General features: G+C 65.3%; 27 protein-coding genes. 12 read left to right on the top strand and 15 right to left on the bottom strand.

The genetic code is table 11. The features are described 5' to 3' along the window. Positions 1-14: 14 nt before the first annotated feature. The 8 genes from RB2654_RS16570 to RB2654_RS16535 are packed head-to-tail and all read right to left on the bottom strand — an operon-like array spanning position 15 to position 4979. On the bottom strand, positions 15-236 hold the full coding sequence (locus RB2654_RS16570; RefSeq protein ID WP_008333966.1) for a toxin-antitoxin system YwqK family antitoxin: 222 nt from the start codon (positions 234-236) through the stop codon (positions 15-17). Beyond that, positions 233-838, bottom strand: a complete 606-nt coding sequence (gene plsY / locus RB2654_RS16565; protein ID WP_008333965.1) for a glycerol-3-phosphate 1-O-acyltransferase PlsY — start codon at positions 836-838, stop codon at positions 233-235. The genes RB2654_RS16570 and plsY overlap by 4 nt, the downstream gene beginning before the upstream one ends. A 9-nt stretch (positions 839-847) precedes the next feature. After that, positions 848-1288 carry a GNAT family N-acetyltransferase gene (locus RB2654_RS16560; protein ID WP_008333963.1) on the bottom strand — a complete coding sequence of 147 codons (441 nt, stop codon included), beginning with the start codon at positions 1286-1288 and terminating at the stop codon, positions 848-850. Further along, positions 1285-2547 carry a dihydroorotase gene (gene pyrC, locus RB2654_RS16555; RefSeq protein WP_008333962.1) on the bottom strand — a complete coding sequence of 421 codons (1263 nt, stop codon included), beginning with the start codon at positions 2545-2547 and terminating at the stop codon, positions 1285-1287. The genes RB2654_RS16560 and pyrC overlap by 4 nt, the downstream gene beginning before the upstream one ends. Then, a complete protein-coding gene (locus RB2654_RS16550) occupies positions 2544-3092 on the bottom strand; it encodes a hypothetical protein (RefSeq protein WP_008333961.1) in 549 nt (182 codons plus the stop codon). The genes pyrC and RB2654_RS16550 overlap by 4 nt, the downstream gene beginning before the upstream one ends. Then, positions 3089-3481, bottom strand: coding sequence for a hypothetical protein (locus tag RB2654_RS16545; RefSeq protein WP_008333960.1), 393 nt, complete (start codon positions 3479-3481; stop codon positions 3089-3091). Before RB2654_RS16545 ends, RB2654_RS16550 begins: the two co-directional genes overlap by 4 nt. Continuing rightward, on the bottom strand, positions 3478-4026 hold the full coding sequence (locus RB2654_RS22550) for a hypothetical protein (RefSeq protein WP_008333959.1): 549 nt from the start codon (positions 4024-4026) through the stop codon (positions 3478-3480). Before RB2654_RS22550 ends, RB2654_RS16545 begins: the two co-directional genes overlap by 4 nt. After that, a complete protein-coding gene (locus RB2654_RS16535; RefSeq protein ID WP_008333957.1) occupies positions 4023-4979 on the bottom strand; it encodes an aspartate carbamoyltransferase catalytic subunit in 957 nt (318 codons plus the stop codon). The genes RB2654_RS22550 and RB2654_RS16535 overlap by 4 nt, the downstream gene beginning before the upstream one ends. A 118-nt stretch (positions 4980-5097) precedes the next feature. Here RB2654_RS16535 and RB2654_RS16530 point away from each other — a divergent pair, with 118 nt between their 5' ends. The 4 genes from RB2654_RS16530 to RB2654_RS16515 all read left to right on the top strand — a co-directional run bounded on the left by RB2654_RS16530 (position 5098) and on the right by RB2654_RS16515 (position 11369). Continuing rightward, a complete protein-coding gene (locus RB2654_RS16530; protein WP_008333955.1) occupies positions 5098-5892 on the top strand; it encodes a uracil-DNA glycosylase in 795 nt (264 codons plus the stop codon). Then, the gene (gene moaB, locus RB2654_RS16525) at positions 5889-6431 is read left to right on the top strand and encodes a molybdenum cofactor biosynthesis protein B (RefSeq protein WP_008333954.1); all 543 of its coding nucleotides are present in this window, start codon (positions 5889-5891) and stop codon (positions 6429-6431) included. The genes RB2654_RS16530 and moaB overlap by 4 nt, the downstream gene beginning before the upstream one ends. A 105-nt stretch (positions 6432-6536) precedes the next feature. Continuing rightward, positions 6537-8009 carry an efflux RND transporter periplasmic adaptor subunit gene (locus RB2654_RS16520; RefSeq protein ID WP_008333953.1) on the top strand — a complete coding sequence of 491 codons (1473 nt, stop codon included), beginning with the start codon at positions 6537-6539 and terminating at the stop codon, positions 8007-8009. 3 nt (positions 8010-8012) lie between these two features. Next, positions 8013-11369: an efflux RND transporter permease subunit gene (locus RB2654_RS16515; RefSeq protein ID WP_008333952.1), complete on the top strand. Its 3357-nt coding sequence runs from the start codon at positions 8013-8015 to the stop codon at positions 11367-11369. Here RB2654_RS16515 and RB2654_RS16510 read toward each other — a convergent pair. Continuing rightward, on the bottom strand, positions 11361-12167 hold the full coding sequence (locus tag RB2654_RS16510; protein ID WP_040885136.1) for a protein-disulfide reductase DsbD domain-containing protein: 807 nt from the start codon (positions 12165-12167) through the stop codon (positions 11361-11363). The two genes, RB2654_RS16515 and RB2654_RS16510, sit on opposite strands and share 9 nt — an antisense overlap. Positions 12168-12277: 110 nt before the next feature. Here RB2654_RS16510 and RB2654_RS16505 point away from each other — a divergent pair, with 110 nt between their 5' ends. From RB2654_RS16505 to RB2654_RS16485, 5 genes are all read left to right on the top strand, one after another. Beyond that, positions 12278-12853: a YqgE/AlgH family protein gene (locus tag RB2654_RS16505; protein WP_008333950.1), complete on the top strand. Its 576-nt coding sequence runs from the start codon at positions 12278-12280 to the stop codon at positions 12851-12853. Between the two features lie 74 nt (positions 12854-12927). Further along, the gene (gene fghA / locus RB2654_RS16500; protein WP_008333949.1) at positions 12928-13758 is read left to right on the top strand and encodes an S-formylglutathione hydrolase; all 831 of its coding nucleotides are present in this window, start codon (positions 12928-12930) and stop codon (positions 13756-13758) included. Continuing rightward, positions 13755-14198, top strand: coding sequence for a YaiI/YqxD family protein (locus tag RB2654_RS16495; RefSeq protein ID WP_008333947.1), 444 nt, complete (start codon positions 13755-13757; stop codon positions 14196-14198). The genes fghA and RB2654_RS16495 overlap by 4 nt, the downstream gene beginning before the upstream one ends. A 213-nt stretch (positions 14199-14411) precedes the next feature. Further along, the gene (locus RB2654_RS16490) at positions 14412-14777 is read left to right on the top strand and encodes an ArsR/SmtB family transcription factor (RefSeq protein WP_040885134.1); all 366 of its coding nucleotides are present in this window, start codon (positions 14412-14414) and stop codon (positions 14775-14777) included. Beyond that, on the top strand, positions 14774-15808 hold the full coding sequence (locus RB2654_RS16485) for a permease (RefSeq protein WP_008333944.1): 1035 nt from the start codon (positions 14774-14776) through the stop codon (positions 15806-15808). The genes RB2654_RS16490 and RB2654_RS16485 overlap by 4 nt, the downstream gene beginning before the upstream one ends. Here RB2654_RS16485 and RB2654_RS16480 read toward each other — a convergent pair. Next, positions 15805-16236 carry a VOC family protein gene (locus tag RB2654_RS16480; RefSeq protein WP_008333941.1) on the bottom strand — a complete coding sequence of 144 codons (432 nt, stop codon included), beginning with the start codon at positions 16234-16236 and terminating at the stop codon, positions 15805-15807. The two genes, RB2654_RS16485 and RB2654_RS16480, sit on opposite strands and share 4 nt — an antisense overlap. A 51-nt stretch (positions 16237-16287) precedes the next feature. Here RB2654_RS16480 and RB2654_RS16475 point away from each other — a divergent pair, with 51 nt between their 5' ends. The 3 genes from RB2654_RS16475 (at position 16288) to RB2654_RS16465 (ending at position 19047) form a co-directional block, all read left to right on the top strand. Then, positions 16288-16875, top strand: a complete 588-nt coding sequence (locus RB2654_RS16475; protein ID WP_008333939.1) for a TetR/AcrR family transcriptional regulator — start codon at positions 16288-16290, stop codon at positions 16873-16875. A 92-nt stretch (positions 16876-16967) separates the two neighbouring features. After that, complete coding sequence (sseA, locus tag RB2654_RS16470; protein WP_040885129.1) at positions 16968-17825, top strand: 3-mercaptopyruvate sulfurtransferase; 858 nt, start codon at positions 16968-16970, stop codon at positions 17823-17825. A 37-nt stretch (positions 17826-17862) separates the two neighbouring features. After that, positions 17863-19047 (top strand): amino acid aminotransferase, encoded by a 1185-nt coding sequence (locus RB2654_RS16465; RefSeq protein WP_008333928.1) that lies wholly within the window; start codon positions 17863-17865, stop codon positions 19045-19047. 447 nt (positions 19048-19494) lie between these two features. Here RB2654_RS16465 and lpdA read toward each other — a convergent pair whose 3' ends face one another. The 5 genes from lpdA to odhB all read right to left on the bottom strand — a co-directional run bounded on the left by lpdA (position 19495) and on the right by odhB (position 24004). Then, positions 19495-20880 carry a dihydrolipoyl dehydrogenase gene (gene lpdA, locus RB2654_RS16460; RefSeq protein WP_008333927.1) on the bottom strand — a complete coding sequence of 462 codons (1386 nt, stop codon included), beginning with the start codon at positions 20878-20880 and terminating at the stop codon, positions 19495-19497. An 84-nt stretch (positions 20881-20964) separates the two neighbouring features. Continuing rightward, positions 20965-21375 carry an MAPEG family protein gene (locus tag RB2654_RS16455; protein ID WP_008333925.1) on the bottom strand — a complete coding sequence of 137 codons (411 nt, stop codon included), beginning with the start codon at positions 21373-21375 and terminating at the stop codon, positions 20965-20967. A gap of 7 nt (positions 21376-21382) precedes the next feature. Continuing rightward, complete coding sequence (locus tag RB2654_RS16450; RefSeq protein WP_040885127.1) at positions 21383-21880, bottom strand: hypothetical protein; 498 nt, start codon at positions 21878-21880, stop codon at positions 21383-21385. A 116-nt stretch (positions 21881-21996) separates the two neighbouring features. Beyond that, positions 21997-22389 carry an MAPEG family protein gene (locus tag RB2654_RS16445; RefSeq protein WP_008333921.1) on the bottom strand — a complete coding sequence of 131 codons (393 nt, stop codon included), beginning with the start codon at positions 22387-22389 and terminating at the stop codon, positions 21997-21999. A 91-nt stretch (positions 22390-22480) separates the two neighbouring features. Then, positions 22481-24004 (bottom strand): 2-oxoglutarate dehydrogenase complex dihydrolipoyllysine-residue succinyltransferase, encoded by a 1524-nt coding sequence (odhB, locus tag RB2654_RS16440; protein WP_008333919.1) that lies wholly within the window; start codon positions 24002-24004, stop codon positions 22481-22483. Position 24005 lies beyond the last annotated feature (1 nt).

Raw genomic sequence — 24005 nt, 5'->3', positions numbered from 1 at the left:
GCGGGCTCACATATTCACGGTTTCGGTTTCATGCGCGTGACCTTGTAGGGCGCGCCGTCCTTGTCATAGGTCGTCCATTCTCCGACCTGCACGCCGCGTTCGAAATGGCCCGAACGCAGGCGCGTACCGTCCTTTCGGAAGAACTCCCAATACCCGTGTTGTTCACCGTCGCGCAGCGTTCCCTTTGCCCAGAGCGACCCGTCCTTGTGAAAGTGCTCGAACGCCTCGTCCGTCATTTCTTGCCGATCCGGCTTTCGGTCCCGGCGAGGATGCGGGCGATGTTCTGGTGGTGGCGGATATAGATCAGAACCGCCAGCGCGACGAGCAGCGCGATGGTGGTCGGAAAGCCCAGCACCCAGGCCCAGAGCGGGGTGAGAGCCGCGGCCACGAGTGCGGCGAGCGACGAGATGCGGAAAAGCCCCGCCGTCGCCAGCCATGTGAGCGCGGCGGCGATCCCCACCGGCCAGGCCAGCGCGAACAGGGTGCCGAGCCATGTGGCCACACCCTTGCCGCCCCGGAACCCGAGGTAGACGGGGAAGCAATGGCCCAAGAAGGCGGCGAAGCCTGCGATCTGGCCCGCATCCTCGGCAAAGAACGCCCGCGCGATCAGCACCGCGAACCCGCCTTTCCCGGCATCTAGGATCAGGGTCAGGGCCGCCGCCAACTTATTCCCGGTGCGAAGGACGTTCGTCGCACCGATGTTGCCGGACCCGATCTTGCGCAGATCGCCCAGCCCGAAAAGCCGCGCCATGACGATCCCGAACGGAATGGACCCGACGAGATAGGCGACCAGCGCCGTGACGATCAGGAGCGGTAGAAGTGTGACAGCTTCGGGCATTCTTGGCCTCTACAGTTGGTATTCCATGCGCGGCAGCATCCGGTCTGGCCATGTGGCCGAGGGCACTTCGCCGACCTGAACACAACCCATCTTCTCATAGAACGGCGTGGCATAGGGGTCGGCGTCAAGCCCCAGCCGTTCGGCCCCCTCGCCGCGGGCATAGTCGCACGCCCAGCCGAAAAGGTCGCGCCCGATCCCCTGCCCCATCGCCTCGGGCGCGACGAACAAAAGGTAAAGCTCCGCCACGCCGCCCGCCATGACCACATGGGCCACCGCCCTTGGCGCCTCGTCCTCCCACGTCATCAGACCGGGGCCGAGGTCGGCGGCGGTGGGCGACAGTTCTTCGCGGCAGGCTTCGAGGAAATCGGCGTCATAGCCCCAATGCGCCTTGGACCGCATCGCGACATCCCCGAGCGTCGCAAGGTCGTCTGGCCGCGCTGGCCGGATCACCCGAACACCCGCTGCCCGCCGACCCATGTGCCCAGCACGTTGCCCTGCATCCGTGCCTCGTCGAACGGCGTGTTCTTGGATTTGCTCTCCAGCGTGAAGCGGTTGAGCACGAAGGGCGCGTCGGGGTCGAACAGGACGAGGTCGGCGCGCCGCCCCTCGGCCAGCGTGCCACCGGGCAGTCCGAAACGCTTGGCCGGATTGGTGGACAGCGCGCGCCACAGGGTCGGCAGGTCCATCGACCCGTCATGGATCAGGCGCATCGCGGCGGGCAGGATGGTTTGCAGACCCACCGCGCCACTGGCTGCTTCCTCGAACGGGAGGCGTTTCGATTCTTCGTCCTGCGGCGTGTGCATCGAACAGACGATGTCGATCAGGCCCGAAGCCACGGCCTCGACCATCGCCTTGCGGTCATCCTCGGACCTCAGCGGCGGTTTCAGCTTGAAGAAGGTGCGGTAATCGCCCACGTCCAACTCGTTCAGCGTCAGGTGGTGAATGTTCACCCCGGCGGTGACATCGAGACCCGCCGCCTTGGCCCGCTCCAGCGCAGGCAGCGCGGCGGCGGTCGACAGGTTGTCGGCGTGGTAGCGCACCCCGGTCATCTCGACGAGCGCCATGTCCCGCTCAAGCCCCAGCCGCTCGGCCATCGGAGACACCGCCGGCAGACCACGCAGCGACGCGAACTTGCCCGAGGTCACGGCGGACCCCGACGTCAGCGACGGGTCCTGCGGATGCGCCATGATGAGCGCGCCGACCGAGCGGGCATAGGTCATGGCGCGGGAAAACACCTTGTTGTCCCCGATCACGTGGTCGCAGTCGGTGAACGCCACCGCGCCCGCGTCCATCAGGAACCCCATCTCGACCATCTCGCGCCCTTCGCGCCCCTTGGTCAGCGCGGCCATCGGATGCACGCGCACCGGGGCCCGCTCCCGCGCGCGGCGTTTCACGAAATCCAGCGTTTCGGGCGTGTCGATGGCGGGCGTCGTATCGGGCCGCGTGACCATCGTGGTCACCCCGCCCGCCGCCGCCGCGCGGCCCGCCGTGCGGAACCCTTCCTTGTGCCGCTCCCCCGGTTCACCGATCTTCACGCCGATGTCGATGATCCCCGGCGCGAGGCACTTGCCATTACAGTCGATCACCTCGCCCGCAGGCCGCCCGTCCCGCGCGATGATCGCGCCATCCTCGATGGTCAGCGATCCCATCGCATCGGTCCCCGCCTCGGGGTCGATCAGCCGGGCGTTGATGAAGGTGCGGATGGTCATGTGTGCTCCCGGATCATCGTCTCGTCCACTTCCTGTGCCTTTCGGACCTGACGCATCACCTCGTCCCCGTTCTCGAGCCGCTCGAACCCGATCTTGACCTTGTAGCTGCCGCCCTTGCTGCCGCGCTTCCATTCCTCGGCGAAATGGATCGTGGCCGGGTTGCCCTGCTTGTAGTCGATCACGGTGTTCGGCCCTATGGGATAGCTTTTCAGGTTGCGGCCCTTGAACGGCATGTCGGTGGCGATGAAGGCGCGGCGGTCGGTCAGGGTGTACCAGCTATGCCGCCGTTTCCACGTCGGCCCGACGACGGAACCGATGGACAGGGCGAGGCCGACGCTGAAGTGGATCAGCCCGAACATCCAGAAATTTCCCGGCGCGTTCGACGCCATGACCATCCAGAACACCGCGAAACCCGCGAAGAACAGGCCGAAGACGCCGCCGATCAGGCTGCCCGCCCCGACGTGAAACCCCTGTCCGGGGCGGCCTTGCCACAAGATTACCTCGCCCTCGTCGAGGATGCCTTCCCAGCCGGTCAGTGTGCTCATGCGCGCGCCCCTTCGATGGTGGCCGCGGTCGCCGCAGGGTCGGACTGATACTTTATCATATACTTGTCGCCGGTGCGGGTGATGACCTGCGCGGCGGAAAAGATCGTGCGCACCTTTGCGATCTCGGTCCGTGGGATACGAACCCCGGCGGGTGACACCAGCGTCGTGGGTGTCAGCACCCAGTCCTGCCCGATCTGTTCCGAGGCGACATAAACGCCGCGCACCGCAATGGCCGCGACCGCACCGACGACGCCCGTCCAGGCATGTTCGTTGCCCATCGCCATCAGCACGCCGACCGCCGCGACCGAGCCGATGGCGGCGAGCATGACGTGCTCTTTGATGTAGGTCGTGCGATTGCCGGTGAAGGTCGCGATGGTTTCGTCGGTCATGCCAGCCCCATGAGGATCGCGGCGATCAGGACAATCGCCGCGGCGGATATCAGAAGGATGCCCCACGGCATCCGTCCCGGCGCCGTGCCCGGCGTCGAACCGCCCGACAGGGTGCCGCGCGTCGCCTCATAACTCGTGGTCGGGGTCGAGACCGACAGGCTCTGCGCCTCGGTGTAGCGCCCCACGAACTCCGCCTCGTTGCGCGGCTTGAATTCGCCCTCGCCCGAGACCGCCTTGTTGTGGACGAGCACGATGACACCGCGCAGGGCCGACAGTTTCTTGGCATCCGCCGCCACGCTTTCGACGCTCATACCGCTGGCGTCGGTCAGATACCGTGTCAGCCCGAATTCCGTGATCTGGCTCACGGGAAAGACCTCGACATGCGCCGGGTCGAGCTTTTTCACGCCCAGCGCATATTCCAGATGCATGTCCCCCGCCTCGTCCGGCTTCGACCACGCCTCGACCTCGTTCGGGTCGATGTCGAGCTTGAAGACGAAGATGGTGCGCGGCGCGTTCGGGCCGGGAAAACTCAGATCGGCGATCATACTATGACTCCCTCGTCTTCGGTCTCGGCCCGCAGGTTTCGGGCGAGAAGATCCATAGCCGCCATGCGCACGGCCACGCCCATTTCGACCTGTTCCTGAATGACCGAGCGATTGATGTCGTCGGCAATCGTCCCGTCGATCTCGACCCCCCGGTTCATCGGGCCGGGATGCATGACGATAGCGTCGTCCTTGGCCAGCCGAAGTTTGTCGGCGTCCAACCCGTACCGGTGGTAATACTCGCGTTCGGACGGGATGAAGCCGCCGTCCATCCGTTCGCGCTGAAGCCGGAGCATCATGACCACGTCGGCGTCTTCCAGCCCCGCCTTCATGTCGTCATAGACCTCGACCCCGAACTCTTCGATCTTGGACGGCATAAGGGTCGGCGGGCCGACAAGCCGCACCCGGTTCTCCATCTTGCCCAGAAGGATCAGGTTCGAACGTGCCACGCGGCTATGCGCGATGTCGCCGCAGATCGCGATGGTCAGGCGGTGCAGCCGCCCCTTCGCCCGCCGGATCGTCAGCGCATCCAAAAGCGCCTGCGTCGGATGTTCGTGCTTGCCGTCGCCTGCGTTCAGGACCGCGCAGTTCACCTTTTCGGCCAGCAGGTTCACCGCCCCCGAATGCGGATGGCGCACGACCAGCAGATCGGGGTGCATCGCGTTCAGCGTCAGCGCCGTGTCGATCAGGGTCTCGCCCTTTTTGATCGAGGACGCTTGCATCGCCATGTTCATCACGTCCGCACCCAGACGCTTGCCCGCAAGCTCGAAACTCGCCTGCGTGCGGGTCGAGTTCTCGAAGAACATGTTGATCTGAGTGAGCCCCGACAGAACCTCGCGGCGCTTGTGGGGCGATTTGTTCAGATCGACATATGTATCGGCCAGATCGAGGAGCGTCGTGATTTCCGTGGGATGAAGTGGTTCGATCCCCAGAAGGTGACGGTGGCGGAATGTCATCGGCGGCCCCTTTCGCCCCCGCTTATAGGAAGCGGGCCGGAGACGGGCAATCCCCGGAGACGGGGGTGCGGCGCGAGCGCCATGGACGGCCCTCGCGCCGGGGCTTAGGTTCACCGGCATGGAATCGGCTCTGGACTGGCATCAGGCGAAAGCACTGCTCGAATGGTATGTCGAGCTTGGGGTGACCGATGCGGTCGCCGAGGCGCCGATCGACCGCTACGAGCTGAAGCCGGAGCCACCGAGAACACCCGCAGCGCCCGCCCCCGTGCCCGAAGGCCCGACCCCGCTGCGCGAGGTGCCCCGCACAGATTGGGTGGCAGTCGCCAAGGAACACGCCGCTGGCGCGGGCAGCCTCGAGGCGCTGGCCGAAGCGATGCAGGCTTACGATGGCTCGCCGCTCAAGAAAGGTGCGCGGTCCTTCGTGTTTTCCGACGGCAACCCGGCCGCCCGCGTTATGATCGTGGGCGAAGGACCGGGGGCGGAAGAGGACCGTGAAGGTAAACCCTTTGTCGGCCCCGCAGGGCGGCTTTTGGATCAGATGTTCGCGGCCATCGGTCTGAACCGCGCGACGCCCGACGCGCAAAACGCGCTCTACATCACCAATGTCGTGCCCTACCGCCCACCGGGCAACCGCAACCCGACGCCGGAAGAGATCGCGATGTTCACGCCGTTCCTGCTGCGTCACATCGAACTGGCCGACCCCGACATCATCATCCCGATGGGCAACATCGCCCTGACCGCGCTTCTGGACCGTCAGGGGATCACCAAGCTGCGCGGCACGTGGACCGAGGTGCTGGGCAAACCGGCGCTTCCGATGTTCCACCCGTCCTATCTGCTCAGAAACCCGATCTCCAAGCGCGAGGCCTGGGCGGACCTACTCGACATCCAAGCCAAGCTGAGGGCCAAGACATGAGCCGCATCGACACGTCGAAGGAGTTCATCCCGGTGCGTATCGCCGTCATGACCGTTTCCGACACCCGCACGGTCGAGGATGACCGCTCCGGCGAAACCCTCGTCGGCCGGATCGAAGCGGCTGGCCATGTGCTGGCCGACCGCACCATCGTGAAGGACGAGCGCGAGGTGATCGCGGCCAAGCTGCGCGACTGGTGCGCCAACCCCGAGATCGACGTGATCCTCTCGACCGGGGGCACGGGGCTTACGGGTCGCGACGTGACGGTCGAAGCGCATCGCGACGTCTACGAGAAAGAGATCGAAGCCTTCGCGACCGTGTTCACGATGGTGTCGATGCAGAAGATCGGCACATCTGCGGTGCAAAGCCGTGCGACGGGTGGCGTGGCGAACGGCACCTACCTTTTCGCGCTGCCCGGCTCGACCGGGGCCTGCAAGGACGCTTGGGACGATATTCTGGCCTATCAGCTCGACTATCGCCACGCGCCCTGCAACTTCGTCGAGATTTTTCCGCGTCTCGACGAACACAAGCGACGGAAATGAAGCCGACGGCCGTTTGAAATCGTAACGGCCTTGTCAGCCGTGCCCGATTGCCAGCGGCATTGGGTGCGGGCAAGGTGAATTGTCTGATTTGAAACGGGACGCCACATGCGCTTTCTCCGCCGTTCCCTGACAGGGTTGTTCCTTGCCGCGCTGACCGTCGCCGGATTGGGGCTGGCCGCCTATATCGTGCGCGATGCCGTCGAAACGCGCATGGCGCGCACGTCCGGCTCGATGCCCGCGCGCGAGCGGGTCTATTCCGTGGCGCTCGTGCCGGTTCAAAGCCAGACCGTTTCACCCGTTCTCGAAGCCTTCGGTGAGGTCGTTTCGCGCCGCACGTTGGAAATCCGAGCACGCACGGCAGGCACCGTTGTGGAATTGGGCGAGAATTTCGTCGAAGGCGGGCGGGTCCAGAGCGGACAGATGCTCGTGCGGATCGACCCGTCGGACCTCGAAGACGCCGTGGCGCTGGCCCGCGCCGACATGGCGGATGCCGAGGCGGAAGTGTCGGATGCCGAGGCCGCGCTGATCCTCGAACAGGACGACCTTGCCAGCGCCCAGCGCCAGTTCGAACTGCGTCAGACCGCCGCCACCCGCCAGCAGGACCTGCTCGACCGCGGCGTGGGTCTCGCGGCCGATCTCGAAACCGCGCGACTGGCCGAAAGCTCGGCGGAACAGGCGGTGCTCTCGGCCCGCTCGAACATCAACGCTGCCCGCGCCCGCGTTTCGTCGGCCAAGATCGCGCTCGACCGATCCACCATCGCTTTGAAGGAGGCCGAGCGGCGACTGAACGAGGCGACCATCCGCGCCGATTTCTCGGGCGCCTTGGCCGATGTGGCGGCGCTCGAAGGTCGGCTCGTCACCGCGAACGAACAGATCGCGACGCTGGTCGACCCGGACGCGCTGGAGGTCAGTTTCCGCCTGTCGACCGCGCAATACACCCGCCTCATCGACAGCGAGGGCAACCTCGTCCCGGCGGAAGTCGTCGTAAGTCTCGACCTGAACGACCTCGACCTCGTCACCACCGGCACGATCGCCCGCGAAAGCGCGGCTGTCGGCGACGGCCAGACCGGCCGCCTGATCTTCGCGACGCTTGCCCGCGCGACCGGGCTTCGGCCCGGCGATTTCGTGACCGTCACCATTCGGGAACCTGAACTGGAAGGGGTGGCCGAAATTCCCGCGACCGCGCTGTCATCGTCCGGCACGGTTCTGGTGCTGGGCGAAGAGGACAGGCTTCAGGAGGTATCCGTCACCGTCGCCCGCCGTCAGGGCGACACGGTGCTGATCGAGATCGGCGATCTGGAAGGCCGGGAAGTGGTCGAGGAACGCACCCCGACCCTTGGCGCCGGCATCCGCGTCAATCCGCAACGGGTGGACGAAAACGCGGAAGGTGCCGAAGGGGTGCCGGCGGCACCGGCGATGGTCACGCTCGACGAAGAACGCCGGTCGCGTCTGATCTCGTTCGTCGAAGGCAACCAGATGATGCCGCCCGAGATCAAGGATCGCATCCTCGCCCAGCTGCGCCAGCCCGAGGTGCCCGCGAACATGATCGAGCGCATCGAAAGCCGGATGGGGGGCTGATCCATGGCGGGTCGCGTCAACGCCGGGGGCATCCTGTCCTACTTCACCCGCCACGCCACGGTGGCGAACCTGCTCTTCGTGCTGCTCATGGTGGCGGGCCTTGCCGCGATGCCCAACATGCGCGCGCAGTTCTTTCCCGACGTCGTCGTCGACGACATCCGCGTTACGGTGACGTGGAGCGGTGCCGGCGCCGAAGACGTGGACGCGGGCATCATTCAGGTGCTCGAACCCACGCTTCTGGCCATCGACGGCGTGGACGAAAGCTCGTCACGCGCCCGCGAAGGGTCCGCCTATATTCGGCTGGAGTTCGAACCCGGCTGGAACATGGCGCAGGCACTGGACGACGTTCAGGCCGCCGTCGACAGCGTCTCGAACCTGCCCGACGCCGCCGAAGACCCGAACGTCTCGGGCGGCGGCTGGCGCGACCGGGTGACGGATGTGGTCATCACCGGGCCGGTGGGCATCGACCAGCTTGCCCGGTTCTCGGACGAAATGGTCGCACGGTTGTTTCAAGAGGGTGTGACGCGCACCACCATTCAGGGCGTCGTCGCCCCGCAGACGGTGGTCGAGGTCAAGACCGCCGATCTTGTCCGCTACGACGTGACCATGGCGCAGATCGCTCAGGCCATCGCGGGCGAGGCCGAGGCGAGCCCGGCGGGCAACGTGGCGTCGGGCGCGGCCCGCATCCGGGCAGGCGTCGAAAAGCGTTCGGCGGACGAGATCGAGGCCATCGTGCTGCGCTCGGAAATGGACGGCGCGACGCTGACCGTCGGCGACGTGGCCGCGGTTCGGGTGGAGGGCGTGGACCGCGCCCGCACCTTTTTCGTGGGCGACAACCCCGCCGTGACCGTGCGGGTCGACCGCAACGCGGCGGGCGACGCCATCGGCATCCAGCGCACGGTCGAACAGGTCGCCGAACGGATGATGACGACGCTGCCGCAGGGCGTGTCCATCGACCTTGTGCGCACACGGGCCGAGCTTATCACCGGACGCCTCAACATCCTTATGGAAAACGGGGCGATGGGCCTCGTCCTCGTTCTCATCACGCTGTTTCTGTTCCTGAACGCGCGCACGGCGCTTTGGGTCGCAGCGGGTATTCCGGTGTCCATGCTGGCTGCGGTCGCGATCATGTATATGTTCGGGCTGACCATCAACATGATCTCGCTCTTCGCGCTCATCATCACGCTGGGGATCGTCGTGGACGACGCCATCGTCGTGGGCGAACACGCCGATTTCCGGGCGCGACGGCGGGGCGAGGCCCCGGTCGAAGCCGCCGAGAACGCGGCGCGGCGCATGTTCTCGCCCGTGTTTTCCTCGACCCTGACGACGATCATCGCCTTTTTCGGGCTGACCATGATCGAGGGCCGGTTCGGCGAATTCATTGCGGACGTGCCCTTTACCGTGATCGCGGTCCTCACCGCCTCGCTCGTCGAATGCTTCCTGATCCTGCCCAACCATATGTCGCACGCACTCGCCCATGCGGCGAAGGAACACTGGTACGACTGGCCGTCCCGTCAGGTGAACAAGGGGTTCCGCTGGTTCCGCGAGACGCTGTTCCGTCCGCTCATGACCTGGGTCGTAACCGCGCGATACGCGGTCTTTGCGGGGGGCGTTCTGCTGCTGGCCACGCAGGCCGGGCTGTTCATCCGGGGCGACGTGCCGTTCCGCTTTTTCAATGCGCCTGAGCAGGGCACCGTGACCGGCAGCTTCGCGATGGTGAACGGCGCATCGCGCGAGGATACGCTCAGGTTCCTGCGCCAGCTTCAGGCCTCGGTGGACGCGACCGGAAAACGGCTTGAAGAGGAACACGGGCGCAATCCGATCACCTATGTCCTCGCAGAAATCGGCGGCTCGTCGGGCCGTGGCCTTGCCAGCGCCGAGGACAAGGACGAAGACCTTCTGGGCGCGATCACCATCGAACTGATCGACGCCGATCTTCGCCCCTATTCCTCGTTCGAATTCGTCTCGATCGTGCAGGACGCGGTGCCGCAGCACCCGCTGCTCGAAGAATTCTCGTTCCGCGGCGGCCGGTTCGGGCCGGGCGGGGATGCCATCGATATTCAGCTCATGGGGGCCGACAACGAGCTTCTGAAAGCCGCTGCCGAAGCACTCAAGACCGCGCTTGGCGATTTCCCGGAAATATCGGCACTGGAAGACAGCCTCGCCTACGACAAGGAAGAACTGGTTCTGGAACTGACCCCGCAGGGGCAGGCGCTGGGCTTCGCCATCGACGATGTCGGGCAAGTGCTGCGCAATCGCCTGTCGGGGATCGAGGCCGCGACCTATCCCGACGGTATGCGCTCCGCCGCGATCCGGGTCGAACTGCCGGAGGAAGAGCTTTCCCTCGCCTTCCTCGAAAAGTCGCAGCTTCGCACCGATGCGGGGAACTACGTGAACCTCTCGGACATCGTGCGCGTCACCTCCCGCACCGGGTTCGCCAGCGTCAACCGCGAGAACGGCCTGCGCGTGGTCGAGGTGACGGGGGACATGGACGAGGGCGACGCCGACCGGGCCGCCGAAATCCAGCTTGCGATGGAGCAGACCATCCTGCCCACCATCGCCGAGGACTACGGCGTCGAATACCGCCTGTCGGGCCTGAGCGAGCAAGAGGATCAATTCCTGTCCGACGCCATGGTCGGCCTCGTCCTGTGCCTTGTCGGCATCTACATCGTTCTGGCGTGGATCTTTTCAAGCTGGACCCGTCCGCTCGTCGTCATGGCGATCATCCCCTTCGGCCTGATCGGCGCGATCTATGGCCACCATGCCTGGAACATTCCGCTGTCGATGTTCTCGGTCGTGGGTCTGATCGGCATGGTCGGGATCATCATCAACGATTCCATCGTGTTGGTGTCGACCGTGGATGAATACGCCGCCGAACGCGGCATCCGCCCGGCTATCGTCGATGCGGTGGCGGACCGTCTGCGCCCGGTGTTCCTGACGACCGCGACCACGGTGCTGGGCCTGCTGCCGCTCTTGTTCGAAAGCTCGCAACAGGCGCAGTTCCTGAAACCCACGGTCGTCACGCTCGTCTATGGGCTGGGCTTCGGCTTCTTCCTCGTCCTGCTCGTCGTGCCCGCGATCCTCGCCATGCAAGAAGACGTCCGGCGGCAGATGAACGCGCTGCGCCACGGCCTTGCCATCGGGCACCGTGCGCCTTGGGTCATGCGGATCATGGCGGTGTCGGCCAGTCTTATCGCCGCGCTGTTCGTGGCGACGATGGGATGGGTGCTGGTCACCGGAACGATGCCCGGCGGGACCGGGACGATCGGCGCGGCGACGGGTCTGTTCGTTCTGGGGGCCGCGCTGGTCGCGGTCGGGGCCTATGTAACGGCCCTGATCGTCAGGCCGAAGTCACTCTGACAGATCGCAGCCGGGAATATCCACGGCGCGGCCCGCCCCGATGACCGTCAGACGCACCTCGTCGCCCTCGATGTCGAAGGGTCGCGCGTTCGGCGGCACGAAATCCGCATGTGCCATGAGCGCACCCTCGGCCCCGCGACTTGCCACGGCTTCCGACACCCAGATCGCCGGGTTCGCGGCCTCCATGACCACCAGTTCATCGCCACCCAGCGACGGCATGTCGATCTGAGCGGTCAGGCGCACACCGTCGGAAAGCTCCTCGCGCGTGCAACTGGCGGCGGACACCCCCGCTTCGGCGGCCGTGTCCGGCCGGGCCGCCAACGCGCGTTCGATCACCGGATCGGGCGCGGTCAGGTCGGCTGGCAGGACCGAATCGAAGCCGGTCTCGAGCGGCACGCAGATTTCCTCGCAGATGCCGACCAGCACGTCGGCGTCGATATGAATGGCTTCACCGCCGCGCGCGGGGACGAGTTCGACCGGCAGCACGAGTTCGTCCTCGTATCCGATCGTCGTCATCCCGTCGCGCCGGATCACTTCCGGCACCGGCCAGTGAAACGTCACCCCGGCCACGTTCGACGATTGCGACCAGTCGATTTCAGGCGGGATGCCGCCCTCGCCCGGTGCGCGCCAGTAGGTCTTCCACCCATCCGACAGATCGACGCGGATCGCAGCCATGTGATGACCGTTCTCCATGCGCCAACCGGGCAGGAGCGTGACATTCGCAGGCGCAGGCTCGGCCGACACAGGTGTGGCCAGCATCGCCAAAGCGAGGAAAAGGGGAGCAGTTCGCAACTTCATGCATCCGATATAGCCAGCATCGCGTGAAGCAAAAGTCACATTCCTGCCAGTCCCCCGCGATCCGAGCGAAGCCCTTGCAAACCTGTGGCCCGCATGCCCATCTTTGGGACATGAAGACGCCTGTGAATTTCAGCGACCTGACGGGCAAGCTGCTCGTCGCGATGCCCGGCATGGGCGATCCGCGGTTCGAATCGAGCGTGGTGTTCTTGTGCGCCTATTCGGACGAAGGCGCGATGGGCCTGATCGTGAACAAGACGGTGCCCGATATCGTGCTCGACGACGTGCTCGACCAACTTGAGATCGGGCGCGGTGCCGGAAGCGCCGGCATCCACGTTCATTTCGGCGGCCCGGTCGAGGGCGGGCGCGGCTTCGTCCTCCATTCCGGCGACTACGAGGGCAGCGCGGGAACGCTGGCGGTCGACGGCGGTTTCGGCATGACGGCGACCAAGGATATCCTTGTCGACATCGCGAACGGTGACGGGCCGGACAAGGCGCTGACCGCGCTCGGCTATGCCGGGTGGGGACCGGGCCAGCTCGAGGGCGAGTTGCAGGAAAACGCCTGGCTGATGGTGGATGCCGATGCGGCCATCGTGTTCGACAGCGACAACGAGTCCAAATGGTCGCGCGCGCTGCGCAAGCTGGGGATCGACCCTTCGGTCCTGTCGTCCGGCGGCGGGCGGGCCTGAAAACACCACCAACCGCTTGCCCTTCCACGCCCCTCATGTTCAGGTCGGCGCAATGAACGAAGGAGGGGTCAACCGTGCAAATACAGTCTGAAAACGCCTGCTTCGGCGGGGTTCAGGTGGTCTATACCCATTCTTCGAACGCGACGCGCACGGACATGACCTTTGGGCTGTTCCTGCCCGAAGAAGCCCGAGAAGGGCCGGTGCCGCTTTTGTGGTATTTGTCGGGTCTGACCTGCACGCATGAGAACGCGATGACCAAGGCCGGTGCCCAAAGCTGGGCGGCCGAACATGGGATCGCGCTCGTCTTTCCCGACACGTCGCCGCGCGGACCGGGTGTGGCCGATGACGAAGCCTATGACCTTGGGCAAGGCGCGGGCTTTTACGTCAACGCGACCGAACCGCCGTGGTCGCAGCATTTTCGGATGTGGGACTACATCACCGAGGATCTGCCGGAGCTTTTGTTCAACCACTTCGCCCTCGACCCCGAACGCCAGTCGATCACCGGACATTCGATGGGCGGTCACGGCGCACTCACCATCGGGATGACCCTGCCCGAACGGTTCTGCTCGATTTCGGCCTTCGCACCGATCTGCCACCCGACCGCCTCGGACTGGGGGCAGAAACAACTCACCGCTTATCTCGGCGACGATCAGGACGCGTGGGAAGCGCATGACGCCGTGTTCCTGATGCGCGAACGCGGGTTCGACGGGCCGATGCTGGTCGACACCGGCACCAAGGATCAGTTCATCGATCTGCTGATGCCGGAGACTTTGATGCAGGAGGTCGGGCAGAAGCGCCAGCAGGCGATCATGCGGCTGCAACCGGGCTACGACCACTCGTATTTCTTCGTGCAGAGCTTCATGGAAGAGCATGTCGCCTTCCACGCCGAGGCGCTTTACGGGTGATCTACGTCGATGCCGACGCCTGCCCGGTCAAGGCCGAGGCGGAAGCTGTGGCCACACGCCACAAGGTGCGCTTGGCGCTTGTCTGCAACGGCGGTCTTCGCCCCTCGTCCAACCCTCTGATCGAAGTGATCTACGTGCCCGACGGACCGGACGAAGCGGACAAGTGGATCGCAGACCGCGCCGGGCCCGGCGATGTGGTGGTGACGGGAGATATCCCGCTCGCCTCGAAATGCGTCGAAGCAGGCGCACAGGTGGTCAAACATGACGGCGAGGCGCTGACGGTCGCGAACATCGGACAGGTGCTTGCCACGCGTGATCTCATGGCGGACCTCCGGGCTGCGGACCCGTTCCGGCAGGGTGGTGGCAAGGCGTTTTCCAAAGCGGATCGTTCGCGGTTTCGCGATGGGCTGGAGCGGGCGCTCAGACGCGCTGCTGGTTGAGCGAGTTAAGAACTTCGTTAACGCTGGAGGCGTGAGCGGCCTGTAACTCGCTGAAATCTATGCGTTTCAGGATACTAGAATCCTAGTATCCTAGAATTCTGGTGCATACCAAGACCCCCGGCTTCACCCCACCAAACGCTCCAAATCCGCCCCCCACTGGACAGCCGAGCCGAATCCACTATAAATCTAGTTTATTAGTTGAAAGGTATCGTCATGACCCCCGAAGCGGCCTCCGCCGGTTTCTCTGCCATTGGATCGGAATCCCGCCTGTCGGTTCTGAAATCCCTCGTGCGCGCCGGTGAAAGCGGGCTCAACATGGCCCGCATTCAGGAGCGAACCGGAATCGCGCCCTCGACCCTCGCCCATCACCTCAAGTTCCTCGTCGTGGGCGGCCTCGTCCATCAGGAACGGCAGGGGCGCGAGACGATCAGCCGGGCGAGCTTCGACCAATTGCGTGCGCTTGCGGCCTACATCGTCGAGGAATGCTGCGCCGACGAATGCAGCGATACCTGCGGATCGGGCTGCGCCAAAGAAGGGTGCGACGACACCTGCGGCTGCACCGGGGGAGAAGCGGCATGACCGACAGCACAGCACCGCGCGCGCCATCTGTCGGCGAGATTGCGAAGCGCCTCAAATCCCCGTGGACGGCGTCGGCCCTCGCGCTCATAACGGTCGCCGTTCTCCACCCGACCCGTCTTGCGACAATCGGCACCGATGCCGCCCGCGCCTTCGCAGGCACCCTGCCCTTCATTCTCGTGGCGGTCGCTCTGGTCGCCTATCTCAAGGCTTCCGGTGCCGAAACCTTGATCGGGCGCGCCTTCGAGGGGCGCGAGGCATCTGCCATCGTCCTCGCCGCCCTCTTCGGCGGCCTCGCCCCGTTCTGCTCCTGCGAAGTCATTCCCTTCGTCGCGGGCCTCATCGCGCTCGGGGCACCCATCGCCGCGATCATGGCCTTCTGGCTCGCCTCGCCCCTGATCGACCCGGGCTCGCTCCTCATCACCGCCGCCGCACTCGACTGGCCCTTCGCCATCGGCAAAGCCACCGCCGCCGTCGGCCTCGGCCTTTTCGGAGGCTTCGCGACCATGGCGCTCTCCCGCGCGGGTCTGCTGGCGAACGTCGCCAAACAGCGCCCGAAACAGGGCTGCGGCTGCGGCGCGAACCCGGCCACCGGGCGTCCGCACTGGCGCATCTGGACCGAGGCCGCGCGCCGCCAAGCTTTCCGCCACGAAGGATGGGAAAACCTCGTGTTCCTCACCAAATGGCTGGTGCTGGCCTATATCCTGGAGGCCCTGCTCATCACCTACATGCCCGCCGAGATGATCGCCTCGGTCGTGGGCGGCACGGGCGCTGGTCCCATCGCGCTCTCGGCGCTGGTCGGTATGCCCGCCTATCTCAACAGCTACGTGGCGCCCGCCCTGCTCGCCGGTCTCATGGAACAGGGGATGAGCTCCGGGGCCGCCATGTCCTTCATGGTCGCGGGCGCGGTCAGTTCGATCCCGGCGATGGCCGCGGTCTGGGCGCTGGTGAAGCCGCGTGTCTTCGCGCTTTACCTCGGCCTCGGAGTCTTGGGCGCGATCCTTGCGGGGCTCGTCTTTCAGGCGGTGGTCTAGCCGACCTCCGCCTCCCACCGCTTCTGCATTTCTTCCCCGGTCAGCACTTCCTTGACCGTGGCCAGCATCCAGCGGTGCCCGAACGGGTCCTGCACCGTCGCCGTGCGTTCCCCGAAACTCTGATCGGCTGGCGCGCGCAGCACCATCGCGCCGGCCTGTTCGGCCTGTGCGACGACCGCATCCACATCCTCGACCTGAAGGTAAAGCGTGACCGCCGTGCCACCGATACTGTCGGGCGAGAGCGCGCCGAAATCCGGCCATTCATCAGCGAGCATCAGCCGCGCGTCACCGATCTCCAGTTCTGCATGCCCCAGCTTGCCGGAGCCCGGCTCGGTCATCCGGAAATCCTCGACCGCACCAAAGGCCGCAACGTAGAAATCGATGGCCGCCGGCGCGTCCCGGCAGACGATATAGGGAATGAGTTTCATGGCCGTCCATCCTTGCCCGACTCGCATATTTACGTTACGTATCGTAATGAAATGAGTCAAGACACCCCCAAACCTCGCGGTCGCCCACCCTCCAAGGCCGCCCGTGACAAGGCGCTCGTCGCCGCGCGCGAGATCCTGTTCGATCAGGGTTTCGGGCGTTTGTCGGTCGAGGCGGTCGCAGCCCGCTCCGGCGTTGGCAAGCCGACGATCTATCGCCACTGGGCCAACGCTTCCGAGCTTGCGATGGCCGCGCTTATGGCGGGTTTTCCCGAAAGCAAGTCTCAGGGCGCGTCGCTGGAACACGCCCTCTCTCGCCAGCTTACCGACCTCGTGCGCGCCTTCGCGACGACCCGTGGCCGCCAGATCGCGATGGCGCTCGCCACCGCCGACCCGGACAGCGAACTCACCCGTGCCTTCCGCAACCGCGTGATCCTGTCCTCGCGCGAGGCGGGGCGCAGCCTGATCGCCACCGCCGCCGACAGGGGCGAGATCCACCCGCCTGCCGGGATCGAAGTCACGCTCGACATGATTTACGGCCCCGTCCTCTACCGCCTGCTCGCAGGTCACCAGCCGCTCGACGACGCCTTCGCCGCGGCGCTGGTCGACGGCGCGCTGAAGCTGCTCACCCCCGCGAAATAACGCCGTTTCGCCACGTCGTCCCCCGCCGTCCCCCTTGCCAGTCCGCCCCCCCGGCGCTAGGCAAGACCGGACCCGTGAACGAGGGGAGCACGATGGCCAAGGACGATCCGAAAACGCTGGTCTCGACCGACTGGCTCGCCCAGCACCTGAACGATCCCGATCTCAGGATCATCGACGCGTCGTGGCACATGCCCGATGCCGGGCGCGACGGTCAGGCGGAATACGACGAAGCGCACATTCCGGGGGCGCGGTTCTTCGACATCGACGAGATTTCCGATGCCCGCTCCGACCTGCCCCACATGGCCCCGCCGGTCGAAAAATTCATGTCGCGGATGCGCGCCAAGGGGATCGGCGACGGTCACCAGGTCGTGGTCTACGATTCCAACGGGATTTTTTCCGCCCCGCGTGTCTGGTGGACCTTTCGCCTGATGGGCAAGACCGATGTCGCCGTGCTGGACGGCGGCCTGCCGAAATGGCTCGCCGAAGGCCGCCCTACCGAAGACATGCCGCCGGTCATCCGCGACCGCCACATGACCGTGTCCCGTCAGGCCGACATGGTGAAGGACGTGACGCAGGTCGCCGCCGCCGCCAAGCTGGGCGACTGGCAGATCGTCGATGCCCGCTCCGCCGCTCGGTTCAAAGGCGAAGCGCCCGAGCCGCGCGAAGGCCTCCGCTCGGGCCATATCCCCAATTCACGCAATGTGCCCTTCACCGACCTGTTGGACGCGGACGGAACGATGAAGGATGAGGACGGCCTGAAAGCCGTGTTCGAGGCGGCAGGCGTGGACCTCGCCAAACCCGTGATCTCGTCCTGCGGCTCCGGCGTGACCGCGGCGATCATCGATCTCGCGCTCGCCCGTCTCGGCCACCCGCGCCACGCGATCTACGACGGGTCGTGGGCCGAATGGGGCATGTACAACGACCTCAAGATCGCCACCGGCGACGCCTGAATGCGAACGGCCCCTTCGGGCTGACAAGGAGAGAGAGATGTTCGAACATCTGAACGCACAAGCTCAAGACAAGATCATGGCGCTCATGGTCGAGTACCGCGAAGACCCGCGCGACACCAAGGTCGATCTTGGTGTGGGCGTCTACAAAGACCCAACCGGAAACACCCCGGTGATGCGCGCGGTGAAAGCGGCGGAGAAACAGCTGCTCGAAAAAGAGACGACCAAAAGCTACACCGCTCTCGGCGGCGACCCGGCCTTCGTCAAGGCGCTGTCCGGTCTGGTGCTGAACGGCGCGGTCGAAGAGGGCCGCCTCGCCGCGGCGGCCCAGCCCGGCGGCACCGGCGCAATTCACCAGGCGCTGGAACTCGTGAAGATGGCGAACCCCGACGCGACCGTCTGGGTGTCGGACCCGACCTGGCCCAACCACCTGTCGATCATCAAGCATCTCAAGATGAAGATGACCCCCTACCGCTATTTCGACAACGACACCCGCGCGGTCGATTTCTCCGGCATGATGGCGGACCTCGGCAATGTGGCGGCAGGCGACGTGGTGATCCTGCACGGCTGTTGCCACAACCCGACAGGCGCCAATCTGAATATGGAACAGTGGAAGGAAGTCACCGAGCTTCTGGGCGCCAAACAGGCGCTTCCGCTGATCGACATCGCTTATCAAGGCTTCGGTGACGGGCTCGAAGCGGACGCGCTAGGCGTGCGCCACATCACCTCGACCCTGCCCGAAAGCCTGATCGCGGCGAGCTGCTCAAAGAACTTCGGGGTTTACCGCGAACGCACGGGCTTGTTGATGGCGGTGTCGCCCGACGACAAGATGAAGGCCGTCACGCAGCAGAACCTGACGCACCTCAACCGTCAGAACTTCTCGTTCCCGCCGGACCACGGCGCGCGCGTGGTGCAAATGATCCTCGACGATCCGGCGCTGCGGACCGAATGGGAGACGGAGCTGGAAGAGGTTCGCAACACCATGCTCGGCCTGCGCACGCAACTCGCCGAGGCGTTGCAGGCGCGCACCGGTTCCGACCGTTTCGGTTTCCTCGCCGAACACCGCGGCATGTTCTCGCGCTTGGGTGCGACCCCCGAACAGGTCGAGACGATGAAGGAAAAGCACGGCATCTACATGGTCGGCGACAGCCGCATGAACATCGCCGGGCTGAACAAGGATACCGTCGACATCCTCGCCGATGCCATCGTCGACGCGGGTGTCTGACAGGGATTGCGCCGGCTTTGCCGTCGCGACGCGCCGCGCCCTTCGGGCGCGGCGTTTGCGTTTCCGACCTCCAAAATCGCGCTGACGTCGAAGTCAGAGGGGGCGCTGCCCCCGCGCCGGCCAGCAAGCTGGCCAACGGCCCCCGAGGTTTTTTGAAACAGAGAAGGGGCGGGTTTACCGCCTGTTAAGGTTAACGCGCTATCTTGGGAATGCGGCACCAGCTGAGGAGCCAGGGCCGTAAACGGAGAAGCCCCCTGCCATATAAGCAGGGGGTGGACCGTTCATCTTCTCTGTTTCCGGAAACCTTCGGGGGGTGAGCCCGCAGGGCGAGGGGGGCAGACAGCCCCCCTACCCGATCACCATTCCGCGCGATCTGTCGAGGTCTTCCCCCGCCGAGCGCAGCGAGGCGCCGTCGCGACGCGGGCGTAGCCCGCGGCGCAATGCTTCTTACATGTGGATCGGTCCGTCGCCGCAGGCCAGCGCCGCCTCGCGCACCGCTTCCGAGAAGGTCGGGTGAGCATGGCAGGTCCGGGCGAGGTCTTCGGCGGCCGCGCCGAATTCCATCGCCACGCAGGCCTCGTGGATCAGGTCGCCCGCCGACGGCCCGATGATGTGCACGCCCAGAATGCGGTCCGTCGCCTTGTCGGACAGGATCTTCACGAAGCCGTCGCCCTGAAACACCGCTTTGGCGCGCGCATTGCCCATGAACGAGAATTTGCCGACCTTGTAGTCGCGCCCCTCATCCTTCAGCTCCTGCTCGGTTTTCCCGACAGCCGCCACTTCCGGCACCGTGTAGATCACGCTGGGGATCACGTCATAATTCACGTGACCCGCCTGACCGGCGATCGATTCTGCGACCGCCATGCCTTCATCCTCGGCCTTGTGCGCCAGCATCGGGCCGGAGGTCACATCCCCGATCGCCCAGATGCCGTCGACGCTGGTCTTCCAGTGGTCGGTCTTGATGACGCCGCGGTCGGTCATTTCGACCCCTGCTTCGGCCGCACCCAGCCCATCGGTGAAGGCGCGGCGACCGGTGGCGACAAGCACGACATCGGCGTCCAGCACCTCTTCGCTGTCGTCTTTCTTGAGCTTGTATGTCACCTTGGCCTTGGTTTTCATGGCCTCGACGCTCTGGACGGCGGCACCCAGAACGAACTCCAGCCCCTGCTTCTTCAAGAGCTTCTGGAACTGCTTGGACACCTCGGCGTCCATCGTCGGGGTGATCGTGTCGAGGTATTCCACCACCGTCACCTCCGACCCGAGCCGTGCGTAGACCGACCCCATCTCAAGCCCGATGACGCCTGCGCCGATCACCACCAGTTTCTTCGGGATCTTGCCGAGCTCCAGCGCGCCGGTGGAGGTCACGACGACCTTCTCGTCGATCTCGACACCCGGCAGGCTCGACGCCTCGGACCCGGTGGCGATCACGATGTTCTTGGCTTTGTGGGTCTCGTCCCCGACCGTGACCTCGCCTTTGCCCGAGATTTTGCCCCAGCCCTTGAGCCAGTCGACCTTGTTCTTCTTGAACAGGAATTCGATGCCCTTGGTGTTCTGGCCGACCACGTCGTCCTTGTAGGCAAGCATCTGCTTCCAGTCGACCGAGGGCGATTTGCCCTTGAGACCCATGGTGGCGAAGTTGTGCTCGGCCTCGTGCAGCGAATGGGTCGCGTGCAGAAGCGCTTTGGACGGGATACAGCCGACGTTCAGACAGGTGCCGCCCAGCGTATCGCGGCCTTCGACACAGGCGGTCTTGAGGCCCAGTTGGGCGCACCGGATCGCACAGACATAGCCCCCCGGCCCGCTGCCGATCACGATCACATCATAGTCTGCCATAGGTCCCTCCTTTGGCCGTTTCTTGCTGTGCACCGCGCGTACACATCATGTGCACGCGCCGTACATACGATTGTCACCCCCGCCTCAAAACAGCGCGGCGAGGATCATGAGCGTCGTCGCCAAGAGGCCGACGAAAAAGATGAACGACCGCCACGGCACCCAGCCGAAGGCATAGGCCGGGATGTAGAGGACGCGCGCGCCGAGGTAGACCCAGGCGCAAGCCGCCGTGAAGCCGGTGGACTGGTCCGACACCGACACCACCACGACCGCGATGGTGAAGAGGATCAGCGCCTCGAAATGGTTGGTGAAGGCCCGCATGAGTCGACCGGTCCGGTCCGAAACCTGCTCGACCAGCGGGGTTTTCAGCCGGGACGTATCGCGGGGCGACGCCGTCTTGCCGACACCGAGCTCGAGGTTCGCCGGAATCGCCATTAGGGCGAACTGCACGACCTGTAGCAGGGCGGCAAGTGCGAGGACGGTGAGTTCCGGTGTCATGCTGGCCTCAGTCGAAGGTGATGGTCACGTCCGGGTAGCCCCAGACATCGGCGGTCTTGTCGCGGGTGACGGTCTGGGCGGCGGCCACGGCTCCGCCCACGAGCACGCCGACGACGCCCGCGTTGGCGCCTGCCGACACCGTTCCGGTGATGTCGCCCAGCGTCTTGTTCTGCGCCTGAAGCGCGCGGGTCTGGGTCCGGCCCTCGAAGCTGCACTTGACCGAAGCGGCGGGCGTGCGCGCGCCCATGTTCGGGGCGGTCACGATGGCGGGCGCGGTGAAGGACGACACGAAGCCGTCGCCGCCGAAGGTGCAGGGGATACCTGTCATCTCTTTCGGAATGCGGCTCGCGCCATTCATCACCCGCACGCTGAACGACGACGTGCCGACCTCGTTCAGAGGTTTGAGCGCCGTATAGGGCACCGGCGCCTGATCGATCTGGGCGGGCACGGTGCAGGCGGCAAGCGCAAGGGGAGCGAGAAGCGGGAGGGCGCGGCGGATATGCATGTTGGGGCCTTTGTTAACACCCCGAAGCGGGGCGCGGCCATATCGCGCGGGAAGGGTCATGGCGTCAACGGCCCCCCGCCGGGTGTTCACGGATTGGCGATCAGGCGCAGAAAACATCATCCGACCAGCACTCCGATCAGGATGAGCACGATGCCGAGCGTGGCCACCTGCCAGAACGCCGTGCGCACCCAAGGCAGACCCGAGAGATAGGCGGGCAGATAGGCAACGCGCGCCCCTAAATACAGCGCGACGCCCCACGCGACCCAAGCCCCGCCCCGCGACGTGAGTTCCGCGACAAGTGTGACGGCGAGGAAGGCGGGAGCGGTTTCGAGAAGGTTCCAGAGTGCGCGATGGGCGCGCGCCGCAATGGGGCCGATCTCGGGCGGGTTGTCCCGCGCCCCGACCGTCCATGCGTTGCCCACGCTGCCCTTCAAAAGAAAGCTGTCCGTGCTGACGTAGACGAGGACCAGCAGCGCCAATCCGACCAGTCCCCAAAGCGCGATGGACATTCATTCGGCCTCCGACCGGGCACCAGCGTGGGTTGCACCCGCCCCACCTGTCCCAAACGGGACCGTAGGGTGGGTGCCAACCCACCGCACCTTACAGATCCATCAGCAGACGGCGCGGATCCTCGAGGGCTTCCTTCACCCGGACGAGGAACGTCACGGCGCCTTTGCCGTCGACGATGCGGTGGTCGTAGGAGAGCGCCAGATACATCATCGGGCGGATCTTGATCTCGCCGTTCACGACCATCGGACGATCCTGAATTTTATGCATGCCTAGGATGCCCGACTGCGGGGGGTTCAGGATCGGTGAAGACATGAGCGAGCCGTAGACGCCACCGTTCGAGATGGTGAACGATCCACCCTGCATCTCAGCCATGGACAGCTTGCCGTCACGGGCGCGTTTGCCGAGCTCGTTGATCTTGGCTTCGATCCCGTGGAACGACATCTGATCGGCGTCGCGCACGACCGGCACGACCAGCCCGGTGGGCGTGCCGACGGCCACGCCCATGTGGACGTAGTTCTTGTAGATGACGTCGGTGCCGTCGATTTCGGCGTTCACCTCGGGCACCTCTTTCAGCGCATGGGCGCAGGCCTTCACGAAGAAGGACATGAAGCCGAGCTTGATGCCGTGCTTCTTGAAGAACAGGTCTTTGTATTCGTTACGCAGCGCCATGACCTCGGTCATGTCCACCTCGTTGTAGGTGGTGAGCATGGCCGCGGTGTTCTGCGCTTCCTTCAGACGGCGGGCGATGGTCTGGCGCAGGCGTGTCATCTTCACGCGCTCTTCGCGGGCCTCGTCGTCGGCCGAAACGGGCGCGCGCGGGGCGCTGGCCGGTGCGGGCGAGGACGCGGCGGACTTGGAGGCCGAAATCGCGGCCTGCACGTCTTCCTTCATCACGCGGCCATCGCGGCCCGTGCCCTTGACGTCATCGGATTTGAGCCCGGCCTCGGCCATCATCTTCTTGGCGGACGGCGCGTCTTCCACGTCCTTGCCGGAGGACGACTTGGCCTCATCGCCCTTCGGCGCTTCCGACTTCGGCGCGGGGGCCGGGGCGTCGCCCGAGGCCGAGATCACGCCGAGTTTGGCACCGGCGGCAACCGTTTCACCCTCGTCCGCGAGGATTTCGGTGATCGTGCCAGCGGACGGCGCGGGCACTTCGACCGACACCTTGTCGGTTTCAAGCTCACACAGCATCTCGTCCGCCGCGACGGTGTCGCCCACTTTCTTGAACCACGTCGAAACGGTCGCCTCGGACACCGATTCACCCAGAGCGGGGACCATGATGTCGACGCTGTCGCCACCACCCGAAGCGGGGGCTTCGGATTTGGGTTCATCCTTCGGCGCGTCTTTCTTTTCGGACTTGGCGGGCTTGGCCCCCTCGCCTTCCTCGATCGTGGCGAGGAGCGCGTCGACACCCACGGTATCGCCCTCGTTCGCGACGATGTCGCCCAGCGTGCCGGCGGCGGGGGCCGGAACTTCGACCGTCACCTTGTCGGTTTCAAGCTCACACAGCATCTCGTCTGCTTGCACGGCATCGCCGGGTTTCTTGAACCACGTCGCGACGGTGGCTTCGGTCACGCTTTCGCCCAGCGTGGGAACACGGACTTCGGTGCTCATG

This window comes from Maritimibacter alkaliphilus HTCC2654, assembly GCF_000152805.1.
GTDB classification, from domain to species: Bacteria; Pseudomonadota; Alphaproteobacteria; order Rhodobacterales; family Rhodobacteraceae; genus Maritimibacter; species Maritimibacter alkaliphilus.
The sequence above is the reverse complement of the archived record's forward strand: the minus strand, read 5'-3'. Positions and strand labels throughout refer to the sequence as shown.

Bases quoted from the DNA above. Each gene is read 5' to 3' on its own strand.
- RB2654_RS16570 (WP_008333966.1), bottom strand. From the start codon at position 236: ATGACGGACGAGGCGTTCGAGCACTTTCACAAGGACGGGTCGCTCTGG.
- plsY (WP_008333965.1), bottom strand. From the start codon at position 838: ATGCCCGAAGCTGTCACACTTCTACCGCTCCTGATCGTCACGGCGCTG.
- pyrC (WP_008333962.1), bottom strand. From the start codon at position 2,547: ATGACCATCCGCACCTTCATCAACGCCCGGCTGATCGACCCCGAGGCG.
- RB2654_RS16550 (WP_008333961.1), bottom strand. From the start codon at position 3,092: ATGAGCACACTGACCGGCTGGGAAGGCATCCTCGACGAGGGCGAGGTA.
- RB2654_RS16545 (WP_008333960.1), bottom strand. From the start codon at position 3,481: ATGACCGACGAAACCATCGCGACCTTCACCGGCAATCGCACGACCTAC.
- RB2654_RS22550 (WP_008333959.1), bottom strand. From the start codon at position 4,026: ATGATCGCCGATCTGAGTTTTCCCGGCCCGAACGCGCCGCGCACCATC.
- RB2654_RS16535 (WP_008333957.1), bottom strand. From the start codon at position 4,979: ATGACATTCCGCCACCGTCACCTTCTGGGGATCGAACCACTTCATCCC.
- RB2654_RS16530 (WP_008333955.1), top strand. From the start codon at position 5,098: ATGGAATCGGCTCTGGACTGGCATCAGGCGAAAGCACTGCTCGAATGG.
- moaB (WP_008333954.1), top strand. From the start codon at position 5,889: ATGAGCCGCATCGACACGTCGAAGGAGTTCATCCCGGTGCGTATCGCC.
- RB2654_RS16520 (WP_008333953.1), top strand. From the start codon at position 6,537: ATGCGCTTTCTCCGCCGTTCCCTGACAGGGTTGTTCCTTGCCGCGCTG.
- RB2654_RS16515 (WP_008333952.1), top strand. From the start codon at position 8,013: ATGGCGGGTCGCGTCAACGCCGGGGGCATCCTGTCCTACTTCACCCGC.
- RB2654_RS16510 (WP_040885136.1), bottom strand. From the start codon at position 12,167: ATGAAGTTGCGAACTGCTCCCCTTTTCCTCGCTTTGGCGATGCTGGCC.
- RB2654_RS16505 (WP_008333950.1), top strand. From the start codon at position 12,278: ATGAAGACGCCTGTGAATTTCAGCGACCTGACGGGCAAGCTGCTCGTC.
- RB2654_RS16490 (WP_040885134.1), top strand. From the start codon at position 14,412: ATGACCCCCGAAGCGGCCTCCGCCGGTTTCTCTGCCATTGGATCGGAA.
- RB2654_RS16485 (WP_008333944.1), top strand. From the start codon at position 14,774: ATGACCGACAGCACAGCACCGCGCGCGCCATCTGTCGGCGAGATTGCG.
- RB2654_RS16480 (WP_008333941.1), bottom strand. From the start codon at position 16,236: ATGAAACTCATTCCCTATATCGTCTGCCGGGACGCGCCGGCGGCCATC.
- RB2654_RS16475 (WP_008333939.1), top strand. From the start codon at position 16,288: ATGAGTCAAGACACCCCCAAACCTCGCGGTCGCCCACCCTCCAAGGCC.
- sseA (WP_040885129.1), top strand. From the start codon at position 16,968: ATGGCCAAGGACGATCCGAAAACGCTGGTCTCGACCGACTGGCTCGCC.
- RB2654_RS16465 (WP_008333928.1), top strand. From the start codon at position 17,863: ATGTTCGAACATCTGAACGCACAAGCTCAAGACAAGATCATGGCGCTC.
- lpdA (WP_008333927.1), bottom strand. From the start codon at position 20,880: ATGGCAGACTATGATGTGATCGTGATCGGCAGCGGGCCGGGGGGCTAT.
- RB2654_RS16455 (WP_008333925.1), bottom strand. From the start codon at position 21,375: ATGACACCGGAACTCACCGTCCTCGCACTTGCCGCCCTGCTACAGGTC.
- RB2654_RS16450 (WP_040885127.1), bottom strand. From the start codon at position 21,880: ATGCATATCCGCCGCGCCCTCCCGCTTCTCGCTCCCCTTGCGCTTGCC.
- RB2654_RS16445 (WP_008333921.1), bottom strand. From the start codon at position 22,389: ATGTCCATCGCGCTTTGGGGACTGGTCGGATTGGCGCTGCTGGTCCTC.
- odhB (WP_008333919.1), bottom strand. From the start codon at position 24,004: ATGAGCACCGAAGTCCGTGTTCCCACGCTGGGCGAAAGCGTGACCGAA.